18 protein-coding genes, 1 other RNA gene and 1 other annotated feature are annotated in these 24,565 nt (G+C 48.7%); of the genes, 3 read left to right on the forward strand and 16 right to left on the reverse strand.

The features are described 5' to 3' along the window. Positions 1–116 precede the first annotated feature (116 nt). The 5 genes from alaS to BLV22_RS04935 form a co-directional block, all read right to left on the reverse strand. Positions 117–2,759, reverse strand: coding sequence for an alanine--tRNA ligase (gene alaS / locus BLV22_RS04915; RefSeq protein ID WP_091612002.1), 2,643 nt, complete (start codon positions 2,757–2,759; stop codon positions 117–119). A 305-nt stretch (positions 2,760–3,064) separates the two neighbouring features. After that, a complete protein-coding gene (gene recD2 / locus BLV22_RS04920; RefSeq protein ID WP_091612006.1) occupies positions 3,065–5,359 on the reverse strand; it encodes an SF1B family DNA helicase RecD2 in 2,295 nt (764 codons plus the stop codon). Between the two features lie 9 nt (positions 5,360–5,368). Further along, a complete protein-coding gene (locus BLV22_RS04925; RefSeq protein ID WP_091612010.1) occupies positions 5,369–6,031 on the reverse strand; it encodes a tetratricopeptide repeat protein in 663 nt (220 codons plus the stop codon). A gap of 100 nt (positions 6,032–6,131) precedes the next feature. Beyond that, complete coding sequence (gene mnmA / locus BLV22_RS04930) at positions 6,132–7,229, reverse strand: tRNA 2-thiouridine(34) synthase MnmA (RefSeq protein ID WP_091612013.1); 1,098 nt, start codon at positions 7,227–7,229, stop codon at positions 6,132–6,134. Further along, positions 7,226–8,380 carry a cysteine desulfurase family protein gene (locus tag BLV22_RS04935; protein ID WP_091612016.1) on the reverse strand — a complete coding sequence of 385 codons (1,155 nt, stop codon included), beginning with the start codon at positions 8,378–8,380 and terminating at the stop codon, positions 7,226–7,228. The genes mnmA and BLV22_RS04935 overlap by 4 nt, the downstream gene beginning before the upstream one ends. A gap of 162 nt (positions 8,381–8,542) precedes the next feature. On the opposite strand from BLV22_RS04935, the gene BLV22_RS04940 reads away from it, so the two are divergent. Next, positions 8,543–9,142, forward strand: a complete 600-nt coding sequence (locus BLV22_RS04940) for a hypothetical protein (RefSeq protein WP_091612019.1) — start codon at positions 8,543–8,545, stop codon at positions 9,140–9,142. Between the two features lie 34 nt (positions 9,143–9,176). On the opposite strand, the gene BLV22_RS04945 is transcribed toward BLV22_RS04940, so the two are convergent. Beyond that, on the reverse strand, positions 9,177–9,899 hold the full coding sequence (locus tag BLV22_RS04945; protein ID WP_091612022.1) for a hypothetical protein: 723 nt from the start codon (positions 9,897–9,899) through the stop codon (positions 9,177–9,179). Between the two features lie 93 nt (positions 9,900–9,992). Beyond that, positions 9,993–10,412 carry a cysteine metabolism transcriptional regulator CymR gene (gene cymR / locus BLV22_RS04950; RefSeq protein ID WP_027847299.1) on the reverse strand — a complete coding sequence of 140 codons (420 nt, stop codon included), beginning with the start codon at positions 10,410–10,412 and terminating at the stop codon, positions 9,993–9,995. Between the two features lie 220 nt (positions 10,413–10,632). Here cymR and BLV22_RS04955 point away from each other — a divergent pair, with 220 nt between their 5' ends. Then, positions 10,633–11,916: a replication-associated recombination protein A gene (locus tag BLV22_RS04955; RefSeq protein WP_091612025.1), complete on the forward strand. Its 1,284-nt coding sequence runs from the start codon at positions 10,633–10,635 to the stop codon at positions 11,914–11,916. Positions 11,917–11,982: 66 nt separating this feature from the next. Here the strand turns inward: BLV22_RS04955 and BLV22_RS04960 are convergent, their stop codons facing one another. Together BLV22_RS04960 and ssrS are read right to left on the reverse strand one after the other, a co-directional pair. Next, positions 11,983–14,166: an ATP-binding protein gene (locus BLV22_RS04960; protein ID WP_176967652.1), complete on the reverse strand. Its 2,184-nt coding sequence runs from the start codon at positions 14,164–14,166 to the stop codon at positions 11,983–11,985. Positions 14,167–14,288: 122 nt separating this feature from the next. Then, a non-coding RNA gene (gene ssrS / locus BLV22_RS04965) (6S RNA) lies at positions 14,289–14,471 on the reverse strand. A 97-nt stretch (positions 14,472–14,568) separates the two neighbouring features. On the opposite strand from ssrS, the gene BLV22_RS04970 reads away from it, so the two are divergent. Continuing rightward, complete coding sequence (locus BLV22_RS04970) at positions 14,569–14,865, forward strand: hypothetical protein (RefSeq protein WP_091612030.1); 297 nt, start codon at positions 14,569–14,571, stop codon at positions 14,863–14,865. Between the two features lie 4 nt (positions 14,866–14,869). Here BLV22_RS04970 and aspS read toward each other — a convergent pair whose 3' ends face one another. The 7 genes from aspS to BLV22_RS05005 form a co-directional block, all read right to left on the reverse strand. Then, a complete protein-coding gene (gene aspS / locus BLV22_RS04975) occupies positions 14,870–16,657 on the reverse strand; it encodes an aspartate--tRNA ligase (RefSeq protein WP_091612033.1) in 1,788 nt (595 codons plus the stop codon). After that, positions 16,654–17,937, reverse strand: coding sequence for a histidine--tRNA ligase (gene hisS, locus BLV22_RS04980; protein ID WP_091612036.1), 1,284 nt, complete (start codon positions 17,935–17,937; stop codon positions 16,654–16,656). Before hisS ends, aspS begins: the two co-directional genes overlap by 4 nt. 60 nt (positions 17,938–17,997) lie before the next feature. Next, positions 17,998–18,223: a binding site (T-box leader), on the reverse strand. A gap of 43 nt (positions 18,224–18,266) precedes the next feature. After that, the gene (dtd, locus tag BLV22_RS04985) at positions 18,267–18,725 is read right to left on the reverse strand and encodes a D-aminoacyl-tRNA deacylase (protein ID WP_091612038.1); all 459 of its coding nucleotides are present in this window, start codon (positions 18,723–18,725) and stop codon (positions 18,267–18,269) included. Between the two features lie 29 nt (positions 18,726–18,754). Continuing rightward, positions 18,755–20,935 carry a RelA/SpoT family protein gene (locus BLV22_RS04990; protein ID WP_091612041.1) on the reverse strand — a complete coding sequence of 727 codons (2,181 nt, stop codon included), beginning with the start codon at positions 20,933–20,935 and terminating at the stop codon, positions 18,755–18,757. A 200-nt stretch (positions 20,936–21,135) separates the two neighbouring features. Next, the gene (locus tag BLV22_RS04995) at positions 21,136–21,657 is read right to left on the reverse strand and encodes an adenine phosphoribosyltransferase (RefSeq protein WP_091612044.1); all 522 of its coding nucleotides are present in this window, start codon (positions 21,655–21,657) and stop codon (positions 21,136–21,138) included. Then, entirely contained in the window at positions 21,647–24,004 is a 2,358-nt protein-coding gene (gene recJ, locus BLV22_RS05000; RefSeq protein ID WP_091612047.1) for a single-stranded-DNA-specific exonuclease RecJ, read from the reverse strand. Before recJ ends, BLV22_RS04995 begins: the two co-directional genes overlap by 11 nt. A 162-nt stretch (positions 24,005–24,166) precedes the next feature. After that, the gene (locus BLV22_RS05005) at positions 24,167–24,487 is read right to left on the reverse strand and encodes a LapA family protein (RefSeq protein WP_091612050.1); all 321 of its coding nucleotides are present in this window, start codon (positions 24,485–24,487) and stop codon (positions 24,167–24,169) included. Positions 24,488–24,565 lie beyond the last annotated feature (78 nt).

The raw sequence follows: 24,565 nt of genomic DNA on the forward strand, positions 1-24,565 counted from the left end.
TTTTCACGAAATGTCATTTCATAAAAAGCAGAAGGGAGGAGAAGCTCCCTTCCTATACTGTAGTAATTAATACGATTACTGTATAGACGATTATATTGTACATGAGATAGGGGTATTTAGGAAAGGGTTAAGATAAAGTTCTTCGCTTCTTCCAATGCTTCCGCAAGCTTCTCAGGCTGTTTTCCCCCTGCCTGAGCCATATCCGGGCGGCCGCCTCCGCCGCCTCCGCACACTTCCGCTGCTTTTTTTACAATATCTCCTGCCTTGTACCGTTCAGTCAAATCTTTCGTTACTCCGGCAATAAGCTGTACTTTTTCCCCTTCTGATGTTCCAAGCACGACAATGCCGCTTCCAAGCTTCTGCTTGAGCTCATCCACGGTCTGTCGCAGTGTATCTTTATCTGCTCCTGGAAGTTCTTTGGCAATAACCGGAACACCGTTTATTTCTTCTGCCTCATCTGCAAGATCTCCGGCTTCGAGATTGCTCAGCTTCTGCGACAGCGATTCATTTTCTTTTTGGAGGCTTCTGATCTGCTCCTGCAGAGCTTCTGCACGCTGCGGGATATCGTCAATGGCACGGGCCCGGACGATGCTGCCTGTTTCTTCAAGCAGCTGTATTCGGCTTTCAAAGTACTCATACGCATACTGGCCGGTAACAGCTTCTATGCGGCGGGTTCCGGCGCCAATTCCGGATTCTCCTGTAATCTTGAACACTCCGACTTCGGAGGTGCTGCCGACATGGCAGCCGCCACACAGTTCAATGCTGTAGTCGCCAATCTGTACCACGCGCACTCTTTCCCCGTATTTCTCACCAAACAATGCAGTCGCACCCATCTGCTTCGCTTCATTGATTCCTTTTTCTTCAATCAGAACCGACACGTTGGACCACACTTTTTCATTTACAAGGTATTCGATCCGCTTTATTTCCTCCTCAGTGACCTGCCCGAAATGGGAAAAGTCAAAACGGAGGCGGTTATCTGTCACAATCGACCCTGCCTGATTGACGTGCTCCCCGAGCACATCTTTCAGAGCCTGATGCAGCAGGTGGGTCGCCGTGTGGTTTTTAATAATGCTTCTTCTCGTATTTTCTTCAATGGACGCTCTTACATGCATCCCTTTGCGAAGCGATCCTTTTTCAATTCGTACCGTATGAAGATGCTGGCCGTTCGGAGCTTTCTGGACATCTTCCACTACCGCTTCCATCCCTGCTGCTTCATTTACGATCGTGCCGCGGTCTGCCACCTGGCCGCCGCTTTCTGCATAAAACGGGGTTTTTTCCAGGATGAGCTGCACCTGTTCCCCGGCTCCGACTGTATCCACGAGTTCTTTATTATGAATCAGCGTCTGAACGCTTGTCTCCACGTCAAAATGCTCGTAGCCGACGAACGTGCTCTCTGTATCGATATCTGTCAGAAGTGACTCCTGAGTCTGCATCGAACCACTATCTTTTCTGGCCGCACGTGCCCGGCTCCGCTGGGCTTCCATTTCCACTTCGAATTCTTCATTGTCTACCGCGAACCCTTCGTCTACTACGTATTCCGCCGTTAAGTCAGGAGGGAATCCATACGTATCATACAGGCGGAAAACATCTTTCCCGGAAATGACCGTTTCACCTTTGTTACGGGCTCTTTCTGTCACTTGTCTCAGCATTTTCAGCCCGTCGGTCAATGTTTCGTGGAAGCGTTCTTCTTCGGTTTTTACCACACGTTCAATAAAGGACTGCTTTTCACGGACTTCTGGATAATAGTCTTCCATAATTTCGCCCACGACGCCTACCAGCCTGTGCATGAACGGCTCCTCCTGACCGAGCCAGCCGGCATAACGTACCGCGCGGCGGAGCAGACGGCGCAGAATGTAACCGCGTCCTTCATTGGACGGAAGGGCCCCATCCCCGATTGAGAAGCTGACAGTCCGGACATGATCGGCAATCAGACGAAAAGCAATATCCTGCTCTTCATTTTCTCCATACGTTCTTCCAGATACTTCTTCCACCTTTCGGATTATTGGGCGGAAAAGATCAGTATCAAAATTTGTCGGCACATCCTGAACGAGGGTCACGAGCCGTTCAAGACCCATACCGGTATCAATGTTTTTCTTCGGAAGCGGAGTGTACGTATCATCAGCGTTATGATTAAACTGCGAAAATACGAGATTCCACACCTCTAAATAACGCTCGTTTTCTCCTCCCGGATACATCTCCGGGTCCCGGGGGTCGTCCCCCCAGCTGTCTCCGCGGTCATAAAAGATTTCAGTATTCGGTCCGCTTGGTCCCTGGCCGATATCCCAGAAGTTTTCTTCGAGTCGGATAACCCGTTCTTCCGGAAGGCCGATAATTTCTCTCCAGTACTGATACGCTTCGTCATCCTCCGGATGAACGGTAACCGACAGCCGGTTTTCATCAAAGCCTATCCAGCGCTCCGACGTTAAAAATTCCCACGCCCATTCGATGGCTTCTTTCTTAAAATAGTCACCAATAGAGAAATTGCCGAGCATTTCGAAAAATGTGTGATGGCGCGTCGTTCTTCCAACGTTTTCAATATCGTTTGTCCGGATGGACTTTTGCGCGTTCGCAAGCCGCGGATTGTCAGGAATCACCCGTCCATCAAAGTACTTTTTCATCGTAGCTACTCCGCTGTTGATCCATAAAAGCGTCGGATCCTCATGCGGAACGAGCGAGGCGCTCGGCTCAATTGTATGTCCTTTTTCCTCAAAAAATTCCAAAAAGCGCCGCCGGACTTCAGTAGATGTTAATGCTGGCATATTGATCAGCCTCCCGTGGTTTTTTTCATTTTTGTTTAAATCACATTAAAAAACCCGCCCCTGAAAACAGGGACGAGTGTGCTCGCGTTACCACCCTGGTTGCCGCATATAAAAACGGCCAACTCAGCATCCGTAACGTGGATGATCCGGCAGGGTTTGCCTGCACTCCGGAGCAGCGTTCGGGCGGGGTGTTCTCCGGCAGTTTCAGCCGCTGCTGCCGGTCTCTGTGAGAATATTTCCACCGTACTCGTTCCATCACTGTTTTTGTTATTCTGTTTCAGTTATATCGGAAACCGCATTTTCTGTCAAGCCTGCTCATCCGGATCCTCTTCCCGGTTCTTCAGGCGTTCCCGAAGATACGAGTAGCGTTCATTTTTTGACTCCTGCTTTACGGCATACATAAACGCTTCTTTTTCCCCGCAGAGAATTAAATAGTCCTTTGCCCGTGTTATCGCTGTGTACAACAAATTACGGCGCAGCATCCGCCGGTAGGACATCAGCATTGGTACGACTACGATGGGAAATTCACTTCCCTGAGCCTTATGAATAGAAGTGCAGTAGGCAAGAGTGATTTGTTTAAGATCCTGGCGCGTGTAGCTGACTTCCTTTTCGTCAAAGGAAAAAACAATCTGCATTTCTTTATCAACAGTTTCTTTTGCTTCAAAGACCGTTTCGAGTACACCTTTATCTCCGTTGTATATACCTTCTTCGCCGTTATTTACGAGCTGAAGAACGATATCATCCTTCTGGTAAACAGCGTCCCCAAAGGTTACACTCCGTTTTTGAGGCGTCCGGGGGTTAAACATTTCCTGCAGCCGTTCATTCAAGGCGTGGATTCCTGCCTCACCGCGGTACATCGGGGCAAGCACCTGAATATCCATCGGATCGTAGCCTTTGCGAATGGCACCGGCACACGTCTTCTCCACCACGTCGGCCACCTGCCCTTTCGTGCACGGGAAAAAACGCCGGTCTTCAAACGGCTGTTCAAAATCCTCCGGCAGTCCCCCTTCCTTCATCGCGTGGGCCAGCTCTACAATCGAGGACTGATTCGTCTGCCTGTACACAACCGATAAACTCACGGTCGGTATAGTACCGGCTTCAAGCAGATCTCCAAGCACCTGGCCCGGTCCTACCGAAGGAAGCTGGTCCTCATCGCCAACGAACACGACCTTCATTCCTTTCGGAACCGCCCGGATCAGCTGATTGGCCAGCCACATGTCCACCATAGACACTTCATCGACAATCAGCAGCTCCCCTTCAAGGGGCTCGTACTCATCCTTTTCAAACAGCTCGTTTTCTCCTTCCCCGCTAAATCCGAGCAGCTTATGAATCGTCACCGCCCGCAGGCCGGTGGATTCCTTCATCCGTTTCGCCGCCCGGCCGGTCGGGGCAGCAAGCAGTACAGGGAAGGGCTTCTTGCCCGAATATTCGGAAGGGTCCAGAGAAACATCATAGAGCGATGCGTACACTTCCACAATGGCCCGGATGATCGTGGTTTTACCGGTCCCCGGCCCGCCTGTAAGCAGCATTACCGGCTCTTCCATAGCCGTCTGGATCGCTTCTTTCTGCTGCTCAGCATACTCAATATCAAATTTTTCTTCCACTTCCCCGAGAGCCTGAAGCAGATCCGCCTGGGAATATTCTTTTTCTTCCGCTTCTTCCTGCAGCTTGTGCACCCTGCCTGAAAACCCTTTTTCCGCAAAATACAAAGAGGCAATATAAACCCGGTCGTCGTCAATCTGCACCCGTTCTTCGTTTACCAGTTCCTGCAGGACAAGCTTCAGCTCCTGCTGATCAATAGTAACAGCGGGGTCTGCAAGCAGCTGCTCCGAGCTGTCAAGCAGCTGCTGCTTAGGAATATACACATGCCCGTCCTGCATCGTCCGTTCATACAGCTCAAACAGTACTCCCGCTTTCAGACGGCTTGGGTCATTTTTTTGTATGCCGGTGTTTTCTCCGAGCCGGTCTGCTTTTGTAAAGCCGACCCCGTCCACGTCCCAGACGAGCTGGTAGGGATCATGCTGAATAATATCGAGGGTCCGCTCACGGTATTGGTTGTATATTTTTACGCCAAGATCCGTACCGAATCCGTAGCGCACAAGAAGCGTCATAGCATGCTCCATGCCCTGATTTTCAAGCATAGCGGTGCGGATTTGTCTGCGTTTCTCTTCATTCAGTCCGGGAATTTTCTCGAGGGCTTCCGGGCGTTCGAGCACTTCGTCAATCACCCTGGCCCCGAAGCGGTCGACCAATTTTTCTGCTGTTTTTGGCCCGATGTACGGGAAACGGTCACTCGATAAATAGTCAATTAACGCTGAGCGTTCGGTCGGTATTTCCTTTTGATAAGAGATGACCTGATACTGGGTGCCAAACCGCGGATGCTGTTTAATCTCACCGTTAAAACGATACCGTTCATTTGCCTCCACTGTTGGCAGAATGCCGACGATGGTCGTTGTGCTTTCTTCAAAGGCAGGTATCGATTCTTTAATTTTCACTTTCGCTACTGTGTAGCCGTTTTCTTCATTCCGGAATATAACGTGCTGAACCGTTCCGAGGACATAGGGTTCGAGCAGTTCCTGTTCATCTTGTCCATTCTCCATAGCACAACCTCACTTTTCGCTGAGCAGCTGTTGAACCTGCTGTCTGCCGTTCTCTGCCAATGCATGTTCAGGCTCTGCTTCAAGTGCTTTCTCAAAGAAGCTGAGCGCTTCTTCCGCCCGTTCATTAAACAAAGCAGCCACACCCAGATTATAGTAGGCATCGGCATGGTCGGGGTCCTGATCCACCACTTTTTTAAATTCTGCTTCAGCCTGGTCGACTTCCTCCTGCTGGGCGAGCGACAGTGCGTAATAATATCTGGCTTCGGAGTCCGATTCGTCGAGCTCCACGGAGCGCTTGAAGTTAGCAATCGCATACGGAAGACGGTCGGACTGCAGGTAGCTCAGTCCGAGCATGAAAAACAGACTCGAGTCTTCAAGTCCCTGCTGCTGGGCTCCTTTGTACATCGTAATGGCCTCAGCATACTCTTCCCGGTTGTATAGTACGTTGCCAGCTCCGTAATAGGCTGTGGCGGCCGTTTCATCTATCTGAAGTGCTTTTGTGAAAAAACGGATGGCTTTATCATCTTCACCTGCTTCGGCAAGCAGATTGCCAAAGTTTATGTAAGCGACAGGGTCATTCGGCTCCGCTTCCATCTGTTCGTTCAAAAGCCTTGCTGCTTCTTCAAAATCCCCGTTTTGTAGATGCTCCATTGCCTGCTGATTTTTATCCATACTATCATCCTTTTCAAGTCTTGTTTCTGTATTATTTCACGATCCCGGGTGATTGAAAAGCCTTACCAGCGCACAGTATGAACCAAGAAAAAGGAAAACGTTACGTTACAACGCTTTCCTTCATCATCGCTTCTTCTATTGTTGCACCTCCAAGGCACACATCACCGTCATAAAAGACAACCGCCTGTCCCGGAGTAACCGCCCGCTGCGGTTCATCAAACTCTACGAGCAGTTCTCCATCTGTTTTCTGATGGACGGTAACGCCCTGGTCTTTCTGACGGTACCGGAATTTCGCGGTACATGAAAAAGGAAAGGCTTCCGGCTCATGAATCCAGTTAGGTTCAGAGGCGGTCAGCTGCTCTGAATACAATCGCTTATGATTACCGCCCTGCCCGACAATCAGAACGTTACGTTCCATGTCTTTGTCCACGACAAACCACGGTTCGCCCGAGCCGCCGATACCAAGCCCCTGGCGCTGGCCGAGCGTGTAGTACATCAGCCCGTCGTGACGGCCCTTCACTTCTCCTTCAGGACTCTCCATGTTGCCCGGCTGGGCTGGAAGATACTCCTGCAGGAAATCCTTGAAATTACGCTCTCCGATAAAGCAGATCCCGGTGCTGTCTTTTTTTCCAGCCGTTTCAAGACCCCGGTCTTCCGCCATTTTCCGGACTTCAGATTTATCGTACTCTCCGAGTGGAAACAGCACTCGGCTCAGCTGTTCTTCGCTTAACTGATTTAAAAAATACGTCTGGTCTTTGTTGTTGTCCACTCCACGCAGAAGATACGTCCCGCCCTCAGTATGGTCGACGCGTGCATAATGCCCGGTCGCAACGTAGTCGGCCCCGAGATTAAACGCATGGTCGATAAATGCACGGAACTTAATTTCTTTATTGCACATCACATCAGGATTCGGTGTGCGTCCGGCTTTGTATTCTTCCAGAAAATACGTAAAGACCCGGTCCCAGTATTCTTTTTCAAAATTCACAGCGTAGTAGGGTATATCCAATTGGTTGCATACTGCAATTACGTCTTCGTAGTCTTCAGTCGCCGTACACATCCCGGATTCATCTGTGTCATCCCAGTTTTTCATGAAAATACCGATTACTTCATAGCCCTGCTCTTTTAATAGAGCGGCCGTAACGGAAGAGTCCACTCCCCCGGACATTCCTACCACAATCCGTGTCTCTGCATTGGTCATTTCAAAGCCTCCTTTTTCTTCATTTTCCGGCTTATTTTCATCGCCGCCTGAGCCGCGGTTTTCATATCCTCCACGGTGTTTCCGTACCCAAAGCTGAACCGGACGGATTCATAGATACGTGCGTCTTTTCCGTACATTGCTTCAAGGACGTGGGACGGTTCTACAGTCCCGGCGGTGCATGCCGATCCGCTTGAAACAGCTATGCCTTCCATATCCATCTGCACAAGAAATGATTCGAGCTGAATGCCGGGGAAATATACATTTAAAATATGCGGGCTTTTTTCTGCATCTCTCCCGTTAATTTGATACAAAACCCCGCTGCGGTCAAGCTCGGCTAAAAATGCCGCCCTGAGCGACTCGAGCTCCTGCCGGCGTTCCTCCAGGCTGTTTATCTGCAGCTCAGCGGCCTTGGCGAAGCCCTCGACGGCAGCGACGTTTTCCGTACCAGCCCGGCGTTTTCTTTCCTGTTCCCCGCCCGTTAATTCCGGACGAATTTTTGCGCCCTGACGCACGAATAAACATCCTGCTCCTGCAGGACCGTTAATTTTATGAGCCGTCATTGTTGCCATTGTCACCGGTGTTTCTTTTACGTTAAACAGGAGCTGTCCGTAGGCCTGGACCATATCGGTATGGAAGGCAATCTCTTTTTCCGCAAGCTTTTCAGCAGCTTCATGCACAGGCTGCACTACTCCTGTTTCATTATTCACATACATTAATGAGACAAGTATCGTCTCCTCAGTCACTGCTGCCATAATTTTTTCCACCGACACGACACCCTGTTCATCGGGATGGACGTATGTGACATGAAAGCCTTCTTTTTCAAGCGCCTGGGCCGTGTGCAAAACGGCATGGTGCTCAATGGCACTTGTCACCAGGTGCTTTCCTTTTTCCTGGTTGGCATGCATAAAACCGCGGAGCGCCAGGTTATTGCTTTCTGTGCCCCCACTCGTCCATACAACCTCTTTTGGACTTGCACTTATGGATGACGCCACCGTACGGCGGGCCCCGTCGAGTCTTTTCCTGGCCGCCCGGCCATACTCATGCACACTCGAAGGGTTTCCCGCAGGCTCTTTCATAGAATCGATCATAGCTTCAGCCACTTCTGGATGAAGCGGCGTCGTGGCCGCATGATCTGCATATATAGCGGGCATATTTTTTCTCCTCCTAATGGAGTTATTTCATATAATCGGAATAACATTATTTTTTACATTAACAAATAGGAGTTTTTTTGTCTATTTCCTTGCCTGTTCTTTCTTTTCCCGTGTAATATGTATTTTGTTTCCTATTATTTTATGAAAGCGCGGGATGTGTGAGTGAAAAATGTTTGGATGCTCCGGCCTTTACCTAACGGCACCAACCAGCTGCATAATTTTTTAGAATATGATTTTATCGCTATTGGTTATCCTATCGGCAAATCCTTGAACGCCCTCAGCTACGAAAAGGTCAAAAAGGAACTGGCCCGCTTTGATATGGATGAAGGGGCCACCAATGTGTACAATTTTATTTCCCAAATGAAGACAGACGACCTCGTGATTGTCCCGGACGACAACAACCGTGACGTATATTTCTGCACGGTCACCTCGCAGTATATTTATGTGCCAAACGTCGATAATCAAAAAAAGGGACTCGGCTATCCCCATCAGAAGACCGTCAGCTGGTTTTTTAACAAAGAACCGCTCAACCGTAATGATTTCAGTAAAGAGCTGCAGGCCTCCCTGCGCTCGCCAAAAACCATCACAGACTTAACCCACCACCTCGACGTGCTGAATGAAATCATTTTTGATGTAGCGTTTATCAGCGGCGGCGTGCTGAAGGGCAAAGCGATTGAAACGGTCAGGGAGATGCTTGAAGAACATCAGACGGTCGACACCCGGCTCCGGGCGGCCGAGCTTGCACTTAAATATGATCTTTAATTAGAAATGTTTGCTTTTTTATACACAGCCGCGCTTACCAATTAAACAGCAGCTTCAATATTTCTGTTATGACAGTATAGATGAATGCTGCCCATAAAAATGTCGGCAGATGAGCCGATTCCTCTGTCGGCATTTCTTTTTTCAACACATTAAATATCATGGCGCCTGCAATGACCGCAAACGTAATGGCCAGAACAATTTCCGGCAGCGTAAACACAATGGCAAATATCCAGCCAAATAAAATACCCCCTGCCAGATAATACCTCCCCCGCTTATAACGGCCCGCATCTTCCCTGTGCAGATCATGCGAGATAGCCATAAAATGAAGCCCAATTGCCACCCCGTAAAAGACTGTTTGCAGCCCCTGAACATCGGACCCGAATACTGTGTAGGCAACCATACTGTTATACAGGGCAAAAAAAGCAATTTGAATCCAGAAAAACTGCCCTTCTCCCCTGCTCGTAGAATAATAGGCCCGAACCGCAATATTGTGAATCACAAAGTAAATGATAAGTCCGACCAGGCTGAGCAGGTAAAATTCCGACTCAAACGTCAGACCCCGAAAAGAGCTTTCCCCATATTTGCTTTGTTCATCATGCAGATACGGAAGTATGTACACAAAAATAAACGCGACGGCTACCCCTCCGGAAAATGACAGCCAGCTGAAACGCCCAATTTTTTCGGATGATATTAGTTTATCTGCGAATAGCTGGATAAATAAAAATATTACAACGACGATAATATTTTCTACGGCCACGGCCATCCCCTCCTGAAAATTTTTTCATAAAAAAATCTCCATGCCGGATGCGGCGTGGAGATTTCGCATTTATACTTTTCATACCTTCAGGAATTAAATATAAAACATATAATTTTCCTGTTCTTCGTCGCCCTGATACTCCGCCAGATAATCAAGCGTAGTACTGTCAAGGACATCCTTCACAGCATCCCGGATTTTTAGCCACAAGTCCCGTTTAGCCGGCTCTTCGTCATCGAGGACTTCGACCGGGCTGATCGGACCTTCAAGGACACGAATAATATCACCCGCTGTAATGTCAGCCGGTTCTTTAGAAAGCATATAGCCGCCGTAGGCTCCCCTTACGCTTTTCACGAGGCTTGCGTTTCGAAGCGGGGCAATCAGCTGCTCCAAATAATGCTCGGAAAGGTTATGGTCCCGTGCGATTGATTTTAAGGACGTAGGCCCGCTCCCATGCTTTCTCGCAAGCGCCATCATAATCGTCAATCCATATCTGCCTTTAGTTGAAATTTTCAATGCCGTCATCCCTTCCTCTCAGGCCTGTCAGTACCTGTTACGTCTTCAAAGATCCTGCTGATTGATTGGTTGCTTTGTCACCTGGCTGCCCATTTCTAATGCTGATAAAAACAGTTGGAATTAATAGTAGTATATCATACCTGCAGTCCGCTGTTCATCCTCATAAATGAGAAAACATGATACAATTTCAACGTGAAGTGTTTACGAAAGGAGAAACTCCATGTCATCCAAACAGCCTCTTGCCTACCGGATGCGTCCTGGCTCTATCGAAGAAGTCGCCGGTCAGGAGCATATTCTCGGGGAGGGCAAAATGATTGCGCGCATGGTGGAAACAAAAAAGCTTTCCTCCATGATTTTGTACGGTCCCCCGGGCACAGGAAAAACATCGATTGCCTCTGCCATCGCTGGAAGTACAGATATTGCCTATAAAAAAATGAACGCCGTTATGAACAATAAAAAAGACATGGAACTCGCCGTGCAGGAAGCCAAAATGTCAGACCAGCTGATTGTCATAATGGATGAAGTGCACCGGCTCGATAAAACGAAACAAGATTTTCTGCTCCCCTACCTTGAGAGCGGATTGATCATTATGATTGGCGCAACTACCGCCAATCCCTACCATGCTATTAACCCGGCAATACGCAGCCGCACACATATATTTGAGGTGCTGCCGCTTTCCATACCGGAAATGAAGCAGCTGATCGAGCGAAGTCTTCGTGATCCGCAGAATGGGATGGGCGCGTACCGGACAGAAATAACCGGGGAGGCACACACGCATCTAGCCGAAGCGGGCGGCGGCGATGTTCGTGCTGCGCTTAATGCGCTTGAGCTTGCCGTCCTCAGCACGAAGCCGGATGACGACGGCATCATCCGCATTACTCAGAGGGTCGCTGAAGAATGCATTCAACAGAAGCGCTTCACTCATGACAAAGACGGCGATCACCATTACGATGTGCTCTCCGCCTTCCAAAAATCCATTCGGGGCAGTGACCCTGACGCCGCGCTTCATTATCTGGCCCGCTTAATTGAAGCAGGGGACTTAATCAGCATCGGCCGCCGGCTTATCGTCACCGCCTATGAGGACATCGGGCTTGCAAACCCCCAGGCCGGTCCGAGAGCCCTTGCTGCTGTTGAAGCCGCCGAACGGCTCGGCTTTCCGGAAGGAAGAATACCGCTCGCAGATGCCGTCATAGAGCTCTGCCTTTCCCCAAAATCAAACAGCGCTTATAAAGCGCTTGACGCAGCCCGTGAGGCGATGCTGAAAGCAGGCACGCCGGCCATCCCCGCCCACCTCCGGGATTCACATTACAAAGGAGCCGGGGCCCTTGGGCGCGGCAACGAGTACGAGTACCCGCACAACGACGAACGAGGATGGGTGCCGCAGCAGTACCTGCCGGACAAGCTCAAAAACGAGCAGTATTACGAGCCGAAAAACAACAGCAAATTTGAAAAAGCCCTGGCGGACGTGTACCACCAGATTAAACCAGCAAAGAAGAAAACATAAGCTCCCTGCGATGCTGCCTGTCGAAGCGGGGTTTACACAAAAAAGACGCCTCCACTTAAGGCGTCTTTAATTTGCATTTTGGCTGTCACTGCTCATCGTTTCCCCGGCCAGCTGCGCCGGGAGCCGCACGTTAAATTCGGTTCCGCTGCCAGGAGCGGAATCGACCTCCAGCGTTCCTTTAAAATCTTCCACAATTTGAAACACAGTCATCAGTCCGAGACCGGTTCCATTAGATTTGGTCGTGTAAAAAGGATTTCCGATTTTCTGCAGCTGTTCTTCACTCATACCGCTCCCAGTATCCTTTATTTTCACTTCAAAATACGGCTCTCCGGTCCAGTGCATGGATGTTTCCACCCGCAGCACGCCTCCCTCCGGCATCGCTTCCAGGCCATTTTTGATCAGATTCACAAACACCTGGGATAATTTCTTGCGATCCCCGATTATTTCCGGAAGCTCATCAAAATTCGTATAAATAAATGTTTTGTTTTTTACAGCCTGCTGACTGTAAAGCTCGAGCAGTTCTTCAAGCAGGCTGTTCACCTGAATACCGTGTTCATCTCCGGAACTGGTAGGTCTGGCAAGGCCCAGCAAATCTTCCACAATGCTGTTCATCCGGTCAATTTCGTTCAGCACTAAATCGTAATGCTGAATATCTTTTTCTTTCTTCGCCGACTGGCGGAACAGCTGCACGAATCCTTTGATGGTGGTGAGTGGATTCCTGATTTCATGCGCAAACCCTGCAGACAGCTGCCCTACCATTTTCAGCTTTTCGCTTCGGACAAGCTCATTTTCCATGTCTTTCTTTTCTGTAATATCGTTAAATATAAGTACAATGCCCTCAGAGGACTCCTGAGCGTCCAACGGAGGGAGAATTGTCATATTCACCAGAAAGGTCCGGTTTTTTCCATTGATCGGTACTTCGATTTCTTTCATCTCAAGCTGGCTGTCATTCAGACGGTGTTCTTCTATTTCCCGGGCGAACATCCGGAAGTCTTCAGATTTTTTCATTACCTGCTGCACGGAGTGACCAAGTGCCTCTTTCCGGTCGAGTCCAAACAGCTTTTCGCACATTGCGTTAAACGTAGTAATATTCATGAAATCTCTTGAGACAGCTATTACCCCGTTATCTGTTGTCTCCAGAATCATCGTGGATTGGCGGTGTCCCCGCTCTCTCTCTTCAAGCTGTTCTGACATATGATTAAATGTATTGGTCAGCACATCCACTTCTTCATAGGCATTGGTCTGCAGCGGAAATACCTTTTTGCCTATTGCAAATCGGCTTGTCGCTTCTGCAAGACGCTCGACAGGATGCACAATGTATTTGGACAGCTTAAAAACGGCAAACACCGTAATGATTAAGACAATGCTGAAAACAAACAGGTAGCTGTAGACGAGCTGGCGGAGATTCGCATAGAATCCGCTTTTTGGCACTGTGTAGCCGACGTACCATTCATTTGCCAGGCTCCCTACGTTCTCCACCGGGGTAACTACGGAAACATCATTTCCGTGCTCGATCAGCTGATCCTCCTGCCCCGCGATCAGTTCTTCAATAGAATTCTCTTTTATCCCCTGTTCTTCAAGAAAGCTTTCCTCAAGCACATAGCCCGAGTTCGGGTATGCGATGTATTCTCCTTCATTATTAACGACAAAGGCCTGGCCGGAAAAACGTTCATGCTCCCCCATTTTATTCAGGCGCTGCCAGAGTACTTCCCACAGCGCATTTTCATTAATCGAGGGGGAAATTACAGCCATCACATTTCCTGCATCATTTTCCACCGGCCCTGCCAGAGGAATAATCGGCTGCTTTAAAATTGGATCTATAAATGCTTCTTCAAGCGTCGGATTTCCCTCTCGTGCTTTCTGGTACCATATGCGGTCGGAAACGTTTTTGCCTATCACTTCATCCCGGGTGGACGTAACAATATCTCCATTCGTATCTATGTAAACAATGCCCATGTATAAGTTTTCCGCTTCCACCATTTGTTCGAGTTCATTTCTTATGTCGGAAGGCGCTGCATTCTCATCCTGCAAAACGGGGTTCATCGTCATCATATCCAGGTCATTCATTCGTTCCGAAAGAACGCTCTCCATCGTTAATGACAAATTATTGGATAACGAAAATAAAGAACCCTCAAGTTGGGCTTCCATTTCTGAACGCTGCGATTCGAACAAAACCACACCAAAAATTAACAGTGGGAGCGCTGTTATGATTAAGGTGATTACCAGAAGCTTAGAGCGGAGTTTTCTCAATGTTTGTTCACCTGCGTTTCTCTTACTGCCGTGACAATTCACCAGTTTCGCCGGGTTATGTAAAAAACCTCCGGTGCACTGTTCACGCGCCGGAGGATGCATAACAATTTAAGTAAAACAGGAAGAGTCCCAATGTGCCGTCAAACGAACTTGTTTTTGAACCTGCTCATGGCAGGTGGGTGCCTTGCTTGTTCGTTCATACTTCCCCAAACATTGAGGCTTGTACTCCAGAACAAGACGACAGGCTCCCAATGTGAAAGTGTTGGCTCAAAACGATCAGTGCTTCACGAACACCTCAGGACTCTTCACATTGTTTGATTATATATTAGCACTTTCGTATAATTCGGTCAAGAACGTTACTATATCATTCCAAGGTGCATAGAGCCTTAAAAGGAGCAGATGATGACAGAAACACTAGCCAGGCTTAATGCCACGTATACGGAACACGTAATTGAAGATTTCCAGAAAAAAAGGGTCCCTGTGGAAATTCCTCTTTGTTTAAAAGAAGACCGTATCGCCTATGGCCACAACTTGGAGATCTCTTATCCTCTCAAGGAAGTGCTCGACGTTTCATACCGCTATGAACCTGGAAAAATAGGCTTTCTTTACATTCATACGATTCAGGGCGTCCGCACTTTTCAGATCAATTCAGACCCCGCTGGTTTTGTTGAGCAGTTTCATCAGCTTGACCATTTATAGTTTTCTATTCGTCTTCATCCTCTTTTTCAAAAACATCAAGCTTAAGATGCAGTTCCTCAAGCTGTCTGCTGCTTACTTTCCCCGGCGCCTGGGTTAATGGATCGGTGGCACTCGCCGTCTTCGGGAAGGCAATTGTATCTCTCAGATTATTTCTGCCTGCGAGGATCATGACGATCCGGTCAAGACCAAATGCTATGCCGCCGTGCGGCGGTGCGCCGTAATCAAAGGCTTCCATAAGAAAATCGAACTGTTCTTTCGCTTCTTCCTTATTAAATCCAAGAGCCGTAAACATTCTCTCCTGCAGGTCTTTTTCATAAATACGCTGCGATCCCCCGCCAATTTCATAGCCATTCAACACGAGGTCGTAAGCCTCCGCCCTGATATCTTCCGGCTTTGTTTCAAGCAGGTGGGCATCGTCCTCCACCGGCCGTGTAAACGGGTGGTGCATCGCTACATAACGGTCGTCGTCCTTGTTATATTCCATCAACGGAAATTCTGTCACCCAGAGGAAATTAAACGTGCTGCGGTCAATCATATCGAGCTCTTTTCCGAATTTCAGGCGCAGAGCACCAAGAGAATCCCAGACCACCTGATGGCTGTCTGCTCCAAAGAACAGCAGATCTTCTGCTTCTGCCCCCATTGCTTCCCTGAGCGACGCTGTTTCTTCATCGCTTAAGAATTTCGCAACCGGGCCTTTCAGTTCATTTTCCTCTACCTTCAGCCAGGCAAGACCTTTCGCCCCGTAAGCAGCCACAAATTCCGCCAGATCGTCAATTTCTTTACGGGACATCTGGTTAGCAACGCCTTTGACGTTCAGCCCTTTAATGATGCCCCCTGAAGCCGCAGCATTTTTGAATACTTTAAAATCACTGTTTTTTAAAACATAGGTCAGCTCCACAAGCTCCATGCCAAACCTGGTTTCCGGCTTATCGGATCCGTAGCGGTTCATCGCTTCATAATACGTCATACGCGGGAATGGTGTTTCAATATCGACCCCGCGCGTTTCCTTCAACAGCCCGGCCATCATTGTTTCCATCATGGAGAAAAGGTCCTCTGTATCCAGAAAGGCTGTTTCAATGTCCACCTGGGTAAATTCCGGCTGCCGGTCGGCCCGGAGGTCCTCATCCCGGAAACAGCGCACAATCTGATAATAACGCTCAAATCCCGAGACCATTAAAAGCTGTTTGAACAGCTGCGGGGACTGCGGCAGAGCATAAAACTCCCCGGGATGGACCCGGCTTGGCACCAGATAGTCTCTTGCCCCTTCAGGCGTGCTTTTGGTGAGCATCGGCGTTTCCATATCGAAAAAGTCACGGTCATCGAGAAAACGGCGGATGAACTTTGTGGTCTGGTGACGGAGCTTGAACGTCTCCTGCATATCCGGGCGCCGAAGATCAAGATAGCGGTAGCGGAGCCTTACGTCTTCAGAAACATTAGTATCTGCTTCAATTTGAAACGGCAGCGGCTTCGAAGCATTCATAATCGAAAGCTTATCGACACGGACTTCCACCTTTCCGGTCGGAATTTTTTCATTGTACGTTTCTTCATCGCGCTGCACAACAATTCCTTCTACGTCGAGCACATATTCGCTGCGGACCCTTTCCGCTGCGTTCAGTGCTTCCTCGGACTGTTCGGGAGTCGCCACCACTTGTACGATCCCCGAACGGTCCCTGAGATCAATAAAGACCACCTGGCCTAAGTCCCGGCGGGTCTGGGCCCAGCCTTTCAATCTTACTTTTTCGCCTATCAGCGCTTCCTGGATGTCTCCGCAATGATGCGTCCGTCCTATCATTGTTCTTTCCTCCCTGTACGTTCCTGCATAGTAGTAATAAATGCCGACAGCGGCACTTCTTCCTGCGCGCCGGTCTCCATATTTTTAATGTTAACTGCTTCTGCTTCCAGCTCATCGTCGCCAATGACGACGGTGAAGGTGCTGTTTGTACGGTCCGCTGCTTTAAACTGGGCTTTTGTTTTACGGTCCATGTAATCCTTATCGGCTTTGACGCCTGCCCTCCGGAGCTCATGCACCAGGGAGACGGATCGCTTTTTGGCTTCCTCTCCCATTGCCACAATGTAGCAGTCCAGGTTTTTTTCTGCCGGGAGCTCTACGTTCTGGGTATTGAGTGCCATCAGCAGCCGCTCAATGCTAAGCGCAAATCCGATGCCAGGTGTGTCCGGTCCGCCAATATCCTCAATCAGGCCATTGTAGCGGCCGCCGCCCATAAGCGTTGTAATCGCGCCAAACCCTTCTCCTTCAATCATAATTTCGAAGGCTGTGTGGGTGTAATAATCCAGGCCGCGCACAAGGTTCGCATCCACTTCGTAAGTAATGCCCATTTCATCAAGCATTGTTTTAACCTGGTTGAAATAGCTGCTTGACTCTTCATTTAAGTGATCAAGAATAGAAGGCGCATCCGCCATCAGCGGGTGGTCTTTATCCTTTTTGCAGTCAAGAATCCGAAGCGGATTGGTGTGCAGGCGCTCCTGGCAGTCACTGCAGAATTCTCCGATCCGGGGCTCAAAATGAGAAACAAGCGCCTCACGATGGGCCGTCCGGCTCTCCTTGTCCCCAAGGCTGTTGACAACCAGCTTAAGGCCCTTGAGATTCATTTCTTCATAAAACTGCATGGCAAGCCCTATAACTTCTGCGTCAATCGCAGGATCCGCGCTCCCGATTGCCTCCACACCGAATTGCACAAACTGCCTCATGCGTCCGGACTGCGGGCGCTCATAGCGGAACATCGGTCCGGTGTAATACAGCTTCACCGGCTGACCGGCCCATCCGTACATTTTGTTTTCCACATAGGAGCGCACAATGGAAGCCGTGTTTTCCGGACGGAGCGTGAGCTGTCTTCCGCCTTTGTCTTCGAACGTATACATTTCTTTTTGCACGATATCCGTGGAATCCCCCACTCCCCGTGCAAACAGCTCGGTTTGTTCAAAAACGGGGGTTCTTATTTCACTGTAGTTAAACCGGCTGCAGATATCGTCTATTTTTTGTTCAATAAACTGCCACTTTTCCGATTCGCCCGGAAGTATATCCTGGGTCCCTCTTGGAATTCGATAAGCCATGCTCGTTCCTCCCTTTATCTGTTCAGCTTTTCCACATAAAAAAACCGACCCTCATGAATCATGAGGGACGGTTGATCCGCGTTGCCACCCTAATTGAAACGACACTCGTTTCCACTTCATGCCTGTAACGAAGGCGCACGTTTATTCCTACCGGCTGCTCGGCAGCATTCGAAATAAAACCTACAAAGTGTCTTTCAACAGGGGAGAAAGAGAAGGACTTCCAGCCTCAGGTCCTTCTTCTCTGGCAGTCTGCCGCGCTGTTTACTTTCTTTATCATCGGATTTAGCTGTTCTTCTGTAAAACAATCTTACGAATCTTCCCGGGGATTGTCAACCATTTCCCTGGCTTTTCGGGGAATCCAGTATGAGGGTCACCGGTCCGTTATTCGTAAGAGATATATCCATATCCGCACCGAACACACCTGTTTCCACGTGAACGCTTTGCTGTGCGAGAAGTTCGTTAAACTGGAGATAATACGCTTTGGCCTTATCCGGCGCCGCCGCTTCCATAAAGTTTGGGCGGCGCCCTTTCTGCGTATTGCCGTAAAGCGTAAACTGGGGAATAGATAATACGCGGGCACCTTCGTCGAGCACAGATCGGTTCATTTTCCCCGCTTCGTCCTCAAACACGCGGAGATTGCTAACCTTCTCTGCCATCCACGCCAGGTCCTTTTCAGTGTCCTCTCCGTGAATGCCTACAAAAAGCACCAGTCCTGAAGATATTTCTCCAGTTACTTCATCCCCGACACGGCACGCCGCCTCTTTGCTTCTCTGCAGTACCACTTTCACGCTGAACGACCCTTTCTCTCCTGCAATCGTTAATGCATCACCCGCCGCACGGAATAAATATCAGGGAGCCCCTTAATTTTATCCACGACCCGGCGCAGATGATCGGTATTGCTGATATTTACTGTTACATGAATAATAGCCATTTTGTTTTTATCTGCTTTGCCGCTGACAGCGCTCATATTGGTTTTCGTTTCAGTCACCGCCTGCAGCACAGCGTTTAAAAGCCCGCGCCGGTCATAACCGGTCACTTCAATATCCACATTATAGTTTTTCGATTTCTCAGCCGCGCCTTCCCACTCAACAGATAATAGACGCGGTTCCGAATCTTCGTTTTTAATATTTGGACAGTCGCTCCGGTGCACGGAAACGCCCCGGCCTTTCGTAATAAAGCCTACAATGTCATCGCCCGGAACCGGGTTACAGCATCGCGACAGACGCACGAGCAGATTATCGACACCTTTAACTCTCACTCCGGCACCGGTCTTTCTCGTTGGCGTTGACGGCTGTACGTCTTTGACAGCTTCAGCCACAGACTTTTGTTCAGCGGCCTGTTCCTGCTCCTGGCGGGCCCGGTCGGTCAGCCTTGTGACAATCTGCTTCGGACTGACACCGTTATACCCTACTGCCGCAAACATATCTTCGTCATTGGAAAAGCTGAATTTGTCGGCTGTTTCCTGCCGGTTTTCTTCGTTTAATATCTCTTTAGGCTCGTAGTTTTGCGCCCGCAGCTCGCGCTCCACCATTTCACGGCCTTTTTGAATATTTTCTTCACGCCGTTCTTTTTTGAAAAACTGCTTGATTTTATTTTTGGCATGAGAGCTTTTCGTCAGCTTCAGCCAATCCTGGCTTGGACCGTAGGAATGCTTGGACGTAAGCATTTCTACAATATCACCGGTCGTCAGTTCATGATCAAGCGGCACCATTTTGCCATTTACCTTTGCCCCAATCGACCTGTTGCCGATCTCCGTATGAATCCGATAGGCAAAATCAATCGGGACTGATCCACGCGGAAGCTCAATGACATCGCCCTTTGGCGTAAACACAAACACCATATCGGAAAATAAGTCGATCTTGAGCGATTCCATAAACTCCTGGGCGTCCGGCGTATCGTCCTGCCATTCCAGAATTTCACGGAACCAGGTGAGCTTGTCTTCAAGGGACTGTTTGTTCTGCGCGTCCTTGCCTTCCTTATACGCCCAGTGAGCTGCCACACCAAATTCAGCGATACGGTGCATTTCCCTCGAGCGGATCTGTACCTCGAGAGGCTCGCCGTTCGGCCCGATGACGGTCGTATGAAGAGACTGATACATATTCGCCTTCGGCATGGCGATATAGTCCTTGAAACGGCCCGGCATCGGCTTCCAGCAGGTGTGAATAATTCCAAGCACGGCGTAGCAGTCCTTAATACTGTCCACAATAATACGTACAGCCAGCAGGTCATAAATTTCATTAAACTGCTTTTTATCCTTCACCATTTTTCGGTAAATGCTGTAGATATGCTTCGGCCGCCCGTACATTTCGGCATTGATTTTTAAATCATTCACGTTTTCCTGAATGTTATCAATCACCTGGTCAATGTATTCTTCCCGTTCGGCGCGCTTTTGTTTCATCAAATTCACAATGCGGTAATACTGCTGGGGCTCGAGGTAACGGAGCGCCGTATCCTCAAGCTCCCATTTGATTGTGGAAATACCTAATCGATGAGCAAGCGGGGCAAAAATTTCCAATGTTTCATTAGAAATGCGGCGCTGTTTTTCCGGTGGAAGATGCTTCAGGGTCCGCATGTTGTGCAGGCGGTCTGCAAGCTTAATCAGGATCACCCGGATGTCCTTGGCCATTGCAACCACCATCTTGCGGTGGTTTTCGGCCTGCTGCTGTTCCTTCGATTTGTATTTGATTTTTTTCAGCTTCGTGACACCGTCTACAAGCATAGCAACTTCGCTGTTAAATTCCCGTTCGAGATCTTCGACGGTCACTTCTGTGTCTTCAACCACATCATGCATAAAAGCAGCCGCGATCGTGTCAGGATCCAATTGCAGTTCTATTAGAATACCGGCTACCTGAATAGGGTGCAGGATATAAGGCTCGCCTGACTTCCGGTATTGTTCCTGATGGGCTTTTTCTGCATAATGATAAGCCTTATCCAAAAAAGCGACATTCGCTTCGGATAAATAAACGCCCGCTTTTTCCATTACTTCATCAATCGTCATGGAATCACCCTTATTCGCCTTTCCACCTTATAATAGATACACGGTACACCTACCGGACATAAACATCTGAATATGAAGAAATATAACGCTAATTGACTCTAATTTCAAGCCTCAGGCCTTTTTTCCGCCGCAGGCTCCTCCAGGTATAATAATAACCCCCGAACCACTGGTTGGCAGGGGGCTTAAGACAAATATCCGTATTAATCAAACGTGACTAAAGAATAGACATTATAGTCATTCAATTCTTTATTGTTTCTTGCATCCAGATAGGAAAGCTCGATAAAGAAGGCGAGACCTGCCACTACTCCCCCAAGCTTTTCAACCAGCTGCACAGTAGCTTTTACGGTACCACCAGTAGCAAGCAGATCATCGGTGATAAGCACCCGCTGGCCGGGCTTAATGGCGTCTGTATGAATCGACAGACTTGCTTCCCCGTATTCCAGGCCGTAATCTTCCGTAATGGTTTCCCGTGGCAGCTTGCCTTCTTTGCGGATCGGCACAAATGCTTTTTCCATTGCATAAGCCACCGGGCAGCCGACCACAAACCCTCTCGCTTCCGGTCCGACAATTACATCAACGTCATGCTTGTCGGCAAATTCGATCATATTGTCGATGGCCTGCCGGTACACAGGCCCGTTCTGCATAAGAGTTGTAATATCTTTAAACCGGATTCCCTTTTCAGGATAATCTTCGATCACTGTTATGTAATCTTTAAAGTCCATGGTTTACCTTCTTCCTTACATCTAATATAGTTTCTTCCGGCAGCCAGGAAAGGAGCCGTTTTTTTAATTGCGGAAACGGAGTAAACATCAATTCCTGCTCAACATTTCTCGCCTCCATTTTTTCCTGGTAGGAAGAGGAGTCAGTTAAATCCTTTTTCGCAGGCTTTTCTTCTGCCGAGACAACTGCATCTTTCATTTTAACAAAACCTAATTCAAAAAACACTTGGCTCATAAAAAACAGATCTTCCGTTTTCCACTGTTTATGCTCGGCCAGTTTCCTTCCCTGGCTGTTCAGATCAAACGAACCGCGCTTTTTCAGAAAAGCGTAATACCATTTAAACTGCTCTCTTGAGGGCATCGAATGAAAATACGCTTTTTCTCTTCCCTGAAAGTACACATAAATATTCGCTGCCTGCGGGAAGACCGCAAGCGCCTGCTTGAGCGTATCGAGAGAGGGGGGCATATCCGCTATCACTACATTGGCGGCGTGATGTGCCCGGCCGTCCGTATCGGCCCCATTAAGAATGGCAGCATGTCCGGCAGATGCAGCCAGCTCTTTTTGCTGCTCTTCTGTAAAAGCCAGGACTGCCGTGTCTGTATTGTCCGCAAACGTCACCCGTTTTTCTTTTCTGCGGTCAAATATTTGAATCTGCTCCACCTTCGCGTCCCTTAAAAATAACTGCGGCTTGCGGAAGCCGTTCCATTCATTGATGCTCAGTTCCCCAACGACGGAGACTTCTTCATTTTCTGTCAGGCTTTCCGATAAATACCCGAGATGAAACCCGACACAATCCAGTTTTTTCCCACCGGCAGCGAGTGCCATCTTTAAGTGATTTTTCGATGCACCTATCGTTTTCACAGATTCGAGAACCGTTTTTTCAATCCGGAAAACCGGCTTTGGATTACCGACGCCAAACGGGGCAAGGTTTCGCAGGTCTTCGACCGCCTCAATCGTAATATCACTTACCGAAACATGGACGTCAATATGCGTCGCCGGAACCAGCAGTTCGCTGCTCAGCGTTTCCTTTGCCTGGCTGACCATGCGGGTTCTCAGGGTATCGATCTCTGCAGGATCCAAAGACATGCCTGCCGCCATTGGATGCCCTCCAAATTTTTGGAGCACGTCTCGGTTTTTCGAAAGCTCTTGGAACATATCGAAGCCTTCGATGCTTCTTGCCGAGCCTTTGGCTTCCCCACTTGCTGCATCAACACTCATAACGATTACCGGTCGGTAGTATCTCTCCACCAGACGACTCGCCACGATGCCGATTACGCCGGCGTTCCATCCTTCCCCTGCCACGATAATGAATGGATTGTCTTCTACAGGAAAGTTCGTTTCTACTTCTTCCACCGCTTCTTTGGTCATACTTTCAACAAGCGATTTGCGTTCATTATTCAAGTCATCGATCATTTCCGCCCACGATTCTGCTTCGTCGAGCGTAGCTGCAGTCAGAAGATGTACAGCAGGATCCGCTTCTTCCATACGGCCCGCGGCATTCAAACGCGGTCCCATTGCAAAGCCGACATGATCTTCTTCAAGCTGTTCCCCTTCAATGCTGCATATTCGCTTTAACGCCTGAATGCCGGGGAGTTTACTGTTCGTTAAAAGGGCGAGTCCCCGCTGCACGAACAGCCGGTTTTCCTCCATGAGCGGCACAAGGTCACTGATCGTGCCAAGTGTGACAATATCGAGCCAGTGAACAGGCTCCTCGGGGAGAAGAGCATGTGCTAACTTATAAGCAACCCCGACCCCGGCAAGTTCCTTAAACGGATACGTACATCCCGGTTTCTTCGGGTTAATGATCGCATATGCAGGCGGCAGCTCCGGGGGCGGTTCGTGGTGGTCGGTAATAATAACATCCATACCTAAATCATTGGCAGTCTGGATTTCATTAACCGCTGCGATGCCCGTATCCACGGTAATAATGAGTGAAGCTCCTTCATCATGAGCCGACTGAAAAGCCGGGACATTCGGGCCGTATCCTTCCGTAAACCGGTTAGGAATATACCAGCCAAATGAAGCTCCGAGCTCGGTTAAGAGCCGGATCATGATAGTTGTGCTCGACACTCCATCCGCATCGTAATCTCCGAACACGAGAATCCGTTCTTTATTCTCAACCGCCTGCTGAATACGGCGGACGGCTTCTTCCATTCCATCAAGCAAATACGGATTATGTACAATAGACCAGTCATTATGAATCATCTGCCGGACTTTCTCTGCTGATTCAAATCCTCTTGCAGCAAGAAGCCGCGCAGATATTACACTTACGTTCAGCTCCTTTTTAAGCTGTTCTGCAAGACGTTCGTCCACCTCGGGCTGATGCCATCTTGTTCGTGACTGCAGCATATATCTCTTCCTCTTTTCTTGCTTTAGCGTTTCAAATGTTCATTGTCTGCATTCACTATTGTATCGAAAATACTTACGGGATAAAAGCTATTTTATCTGTATGCCGCCTCGCAAAAAAGCTTCCCTTCCCAACGACGGGAAAAGAAGCGAAAATTACTGTATTTATGATGAACGGCTGGATTTTCCTTTATCATCGTTTTCGTGCGTGGTGCCTGTTGTTCTTGAGCCGACAGAAGCACTGTGATCGTCCGTAGCTTTCCGGAGACGACGCACTTCTGCTTTCAGCTTATAGATACGGAACATGCTGAGAAATCCTGCCACCATAGCCCCAAGTAGTACAGAAACCAAAATGACAATAATCAGAGGCCATTCCCCTGTGCCAAACAATAAATTTACTTCTACACTATTTACATTAATCACGGCAAAAACAGCGATAATAAGTGCTAAAATCAGTCCCATGATTAAACCTGTTTGTGCTTTCATTTTTTCACTCCTTTCACAATCTGTGTTCTCCTTTATTATACCCGTATAATTGCAAAAATAACCATAAAAAGCCTCCCT

Source organism: Marinococcus luteus (assembly GCF_900106595.1).
Classification (GTDB): Bacteria; Bacillota; Bacilli; order Bacillales; family Marinococcaceae; genus Marinococcus; species Marinococcus luteus.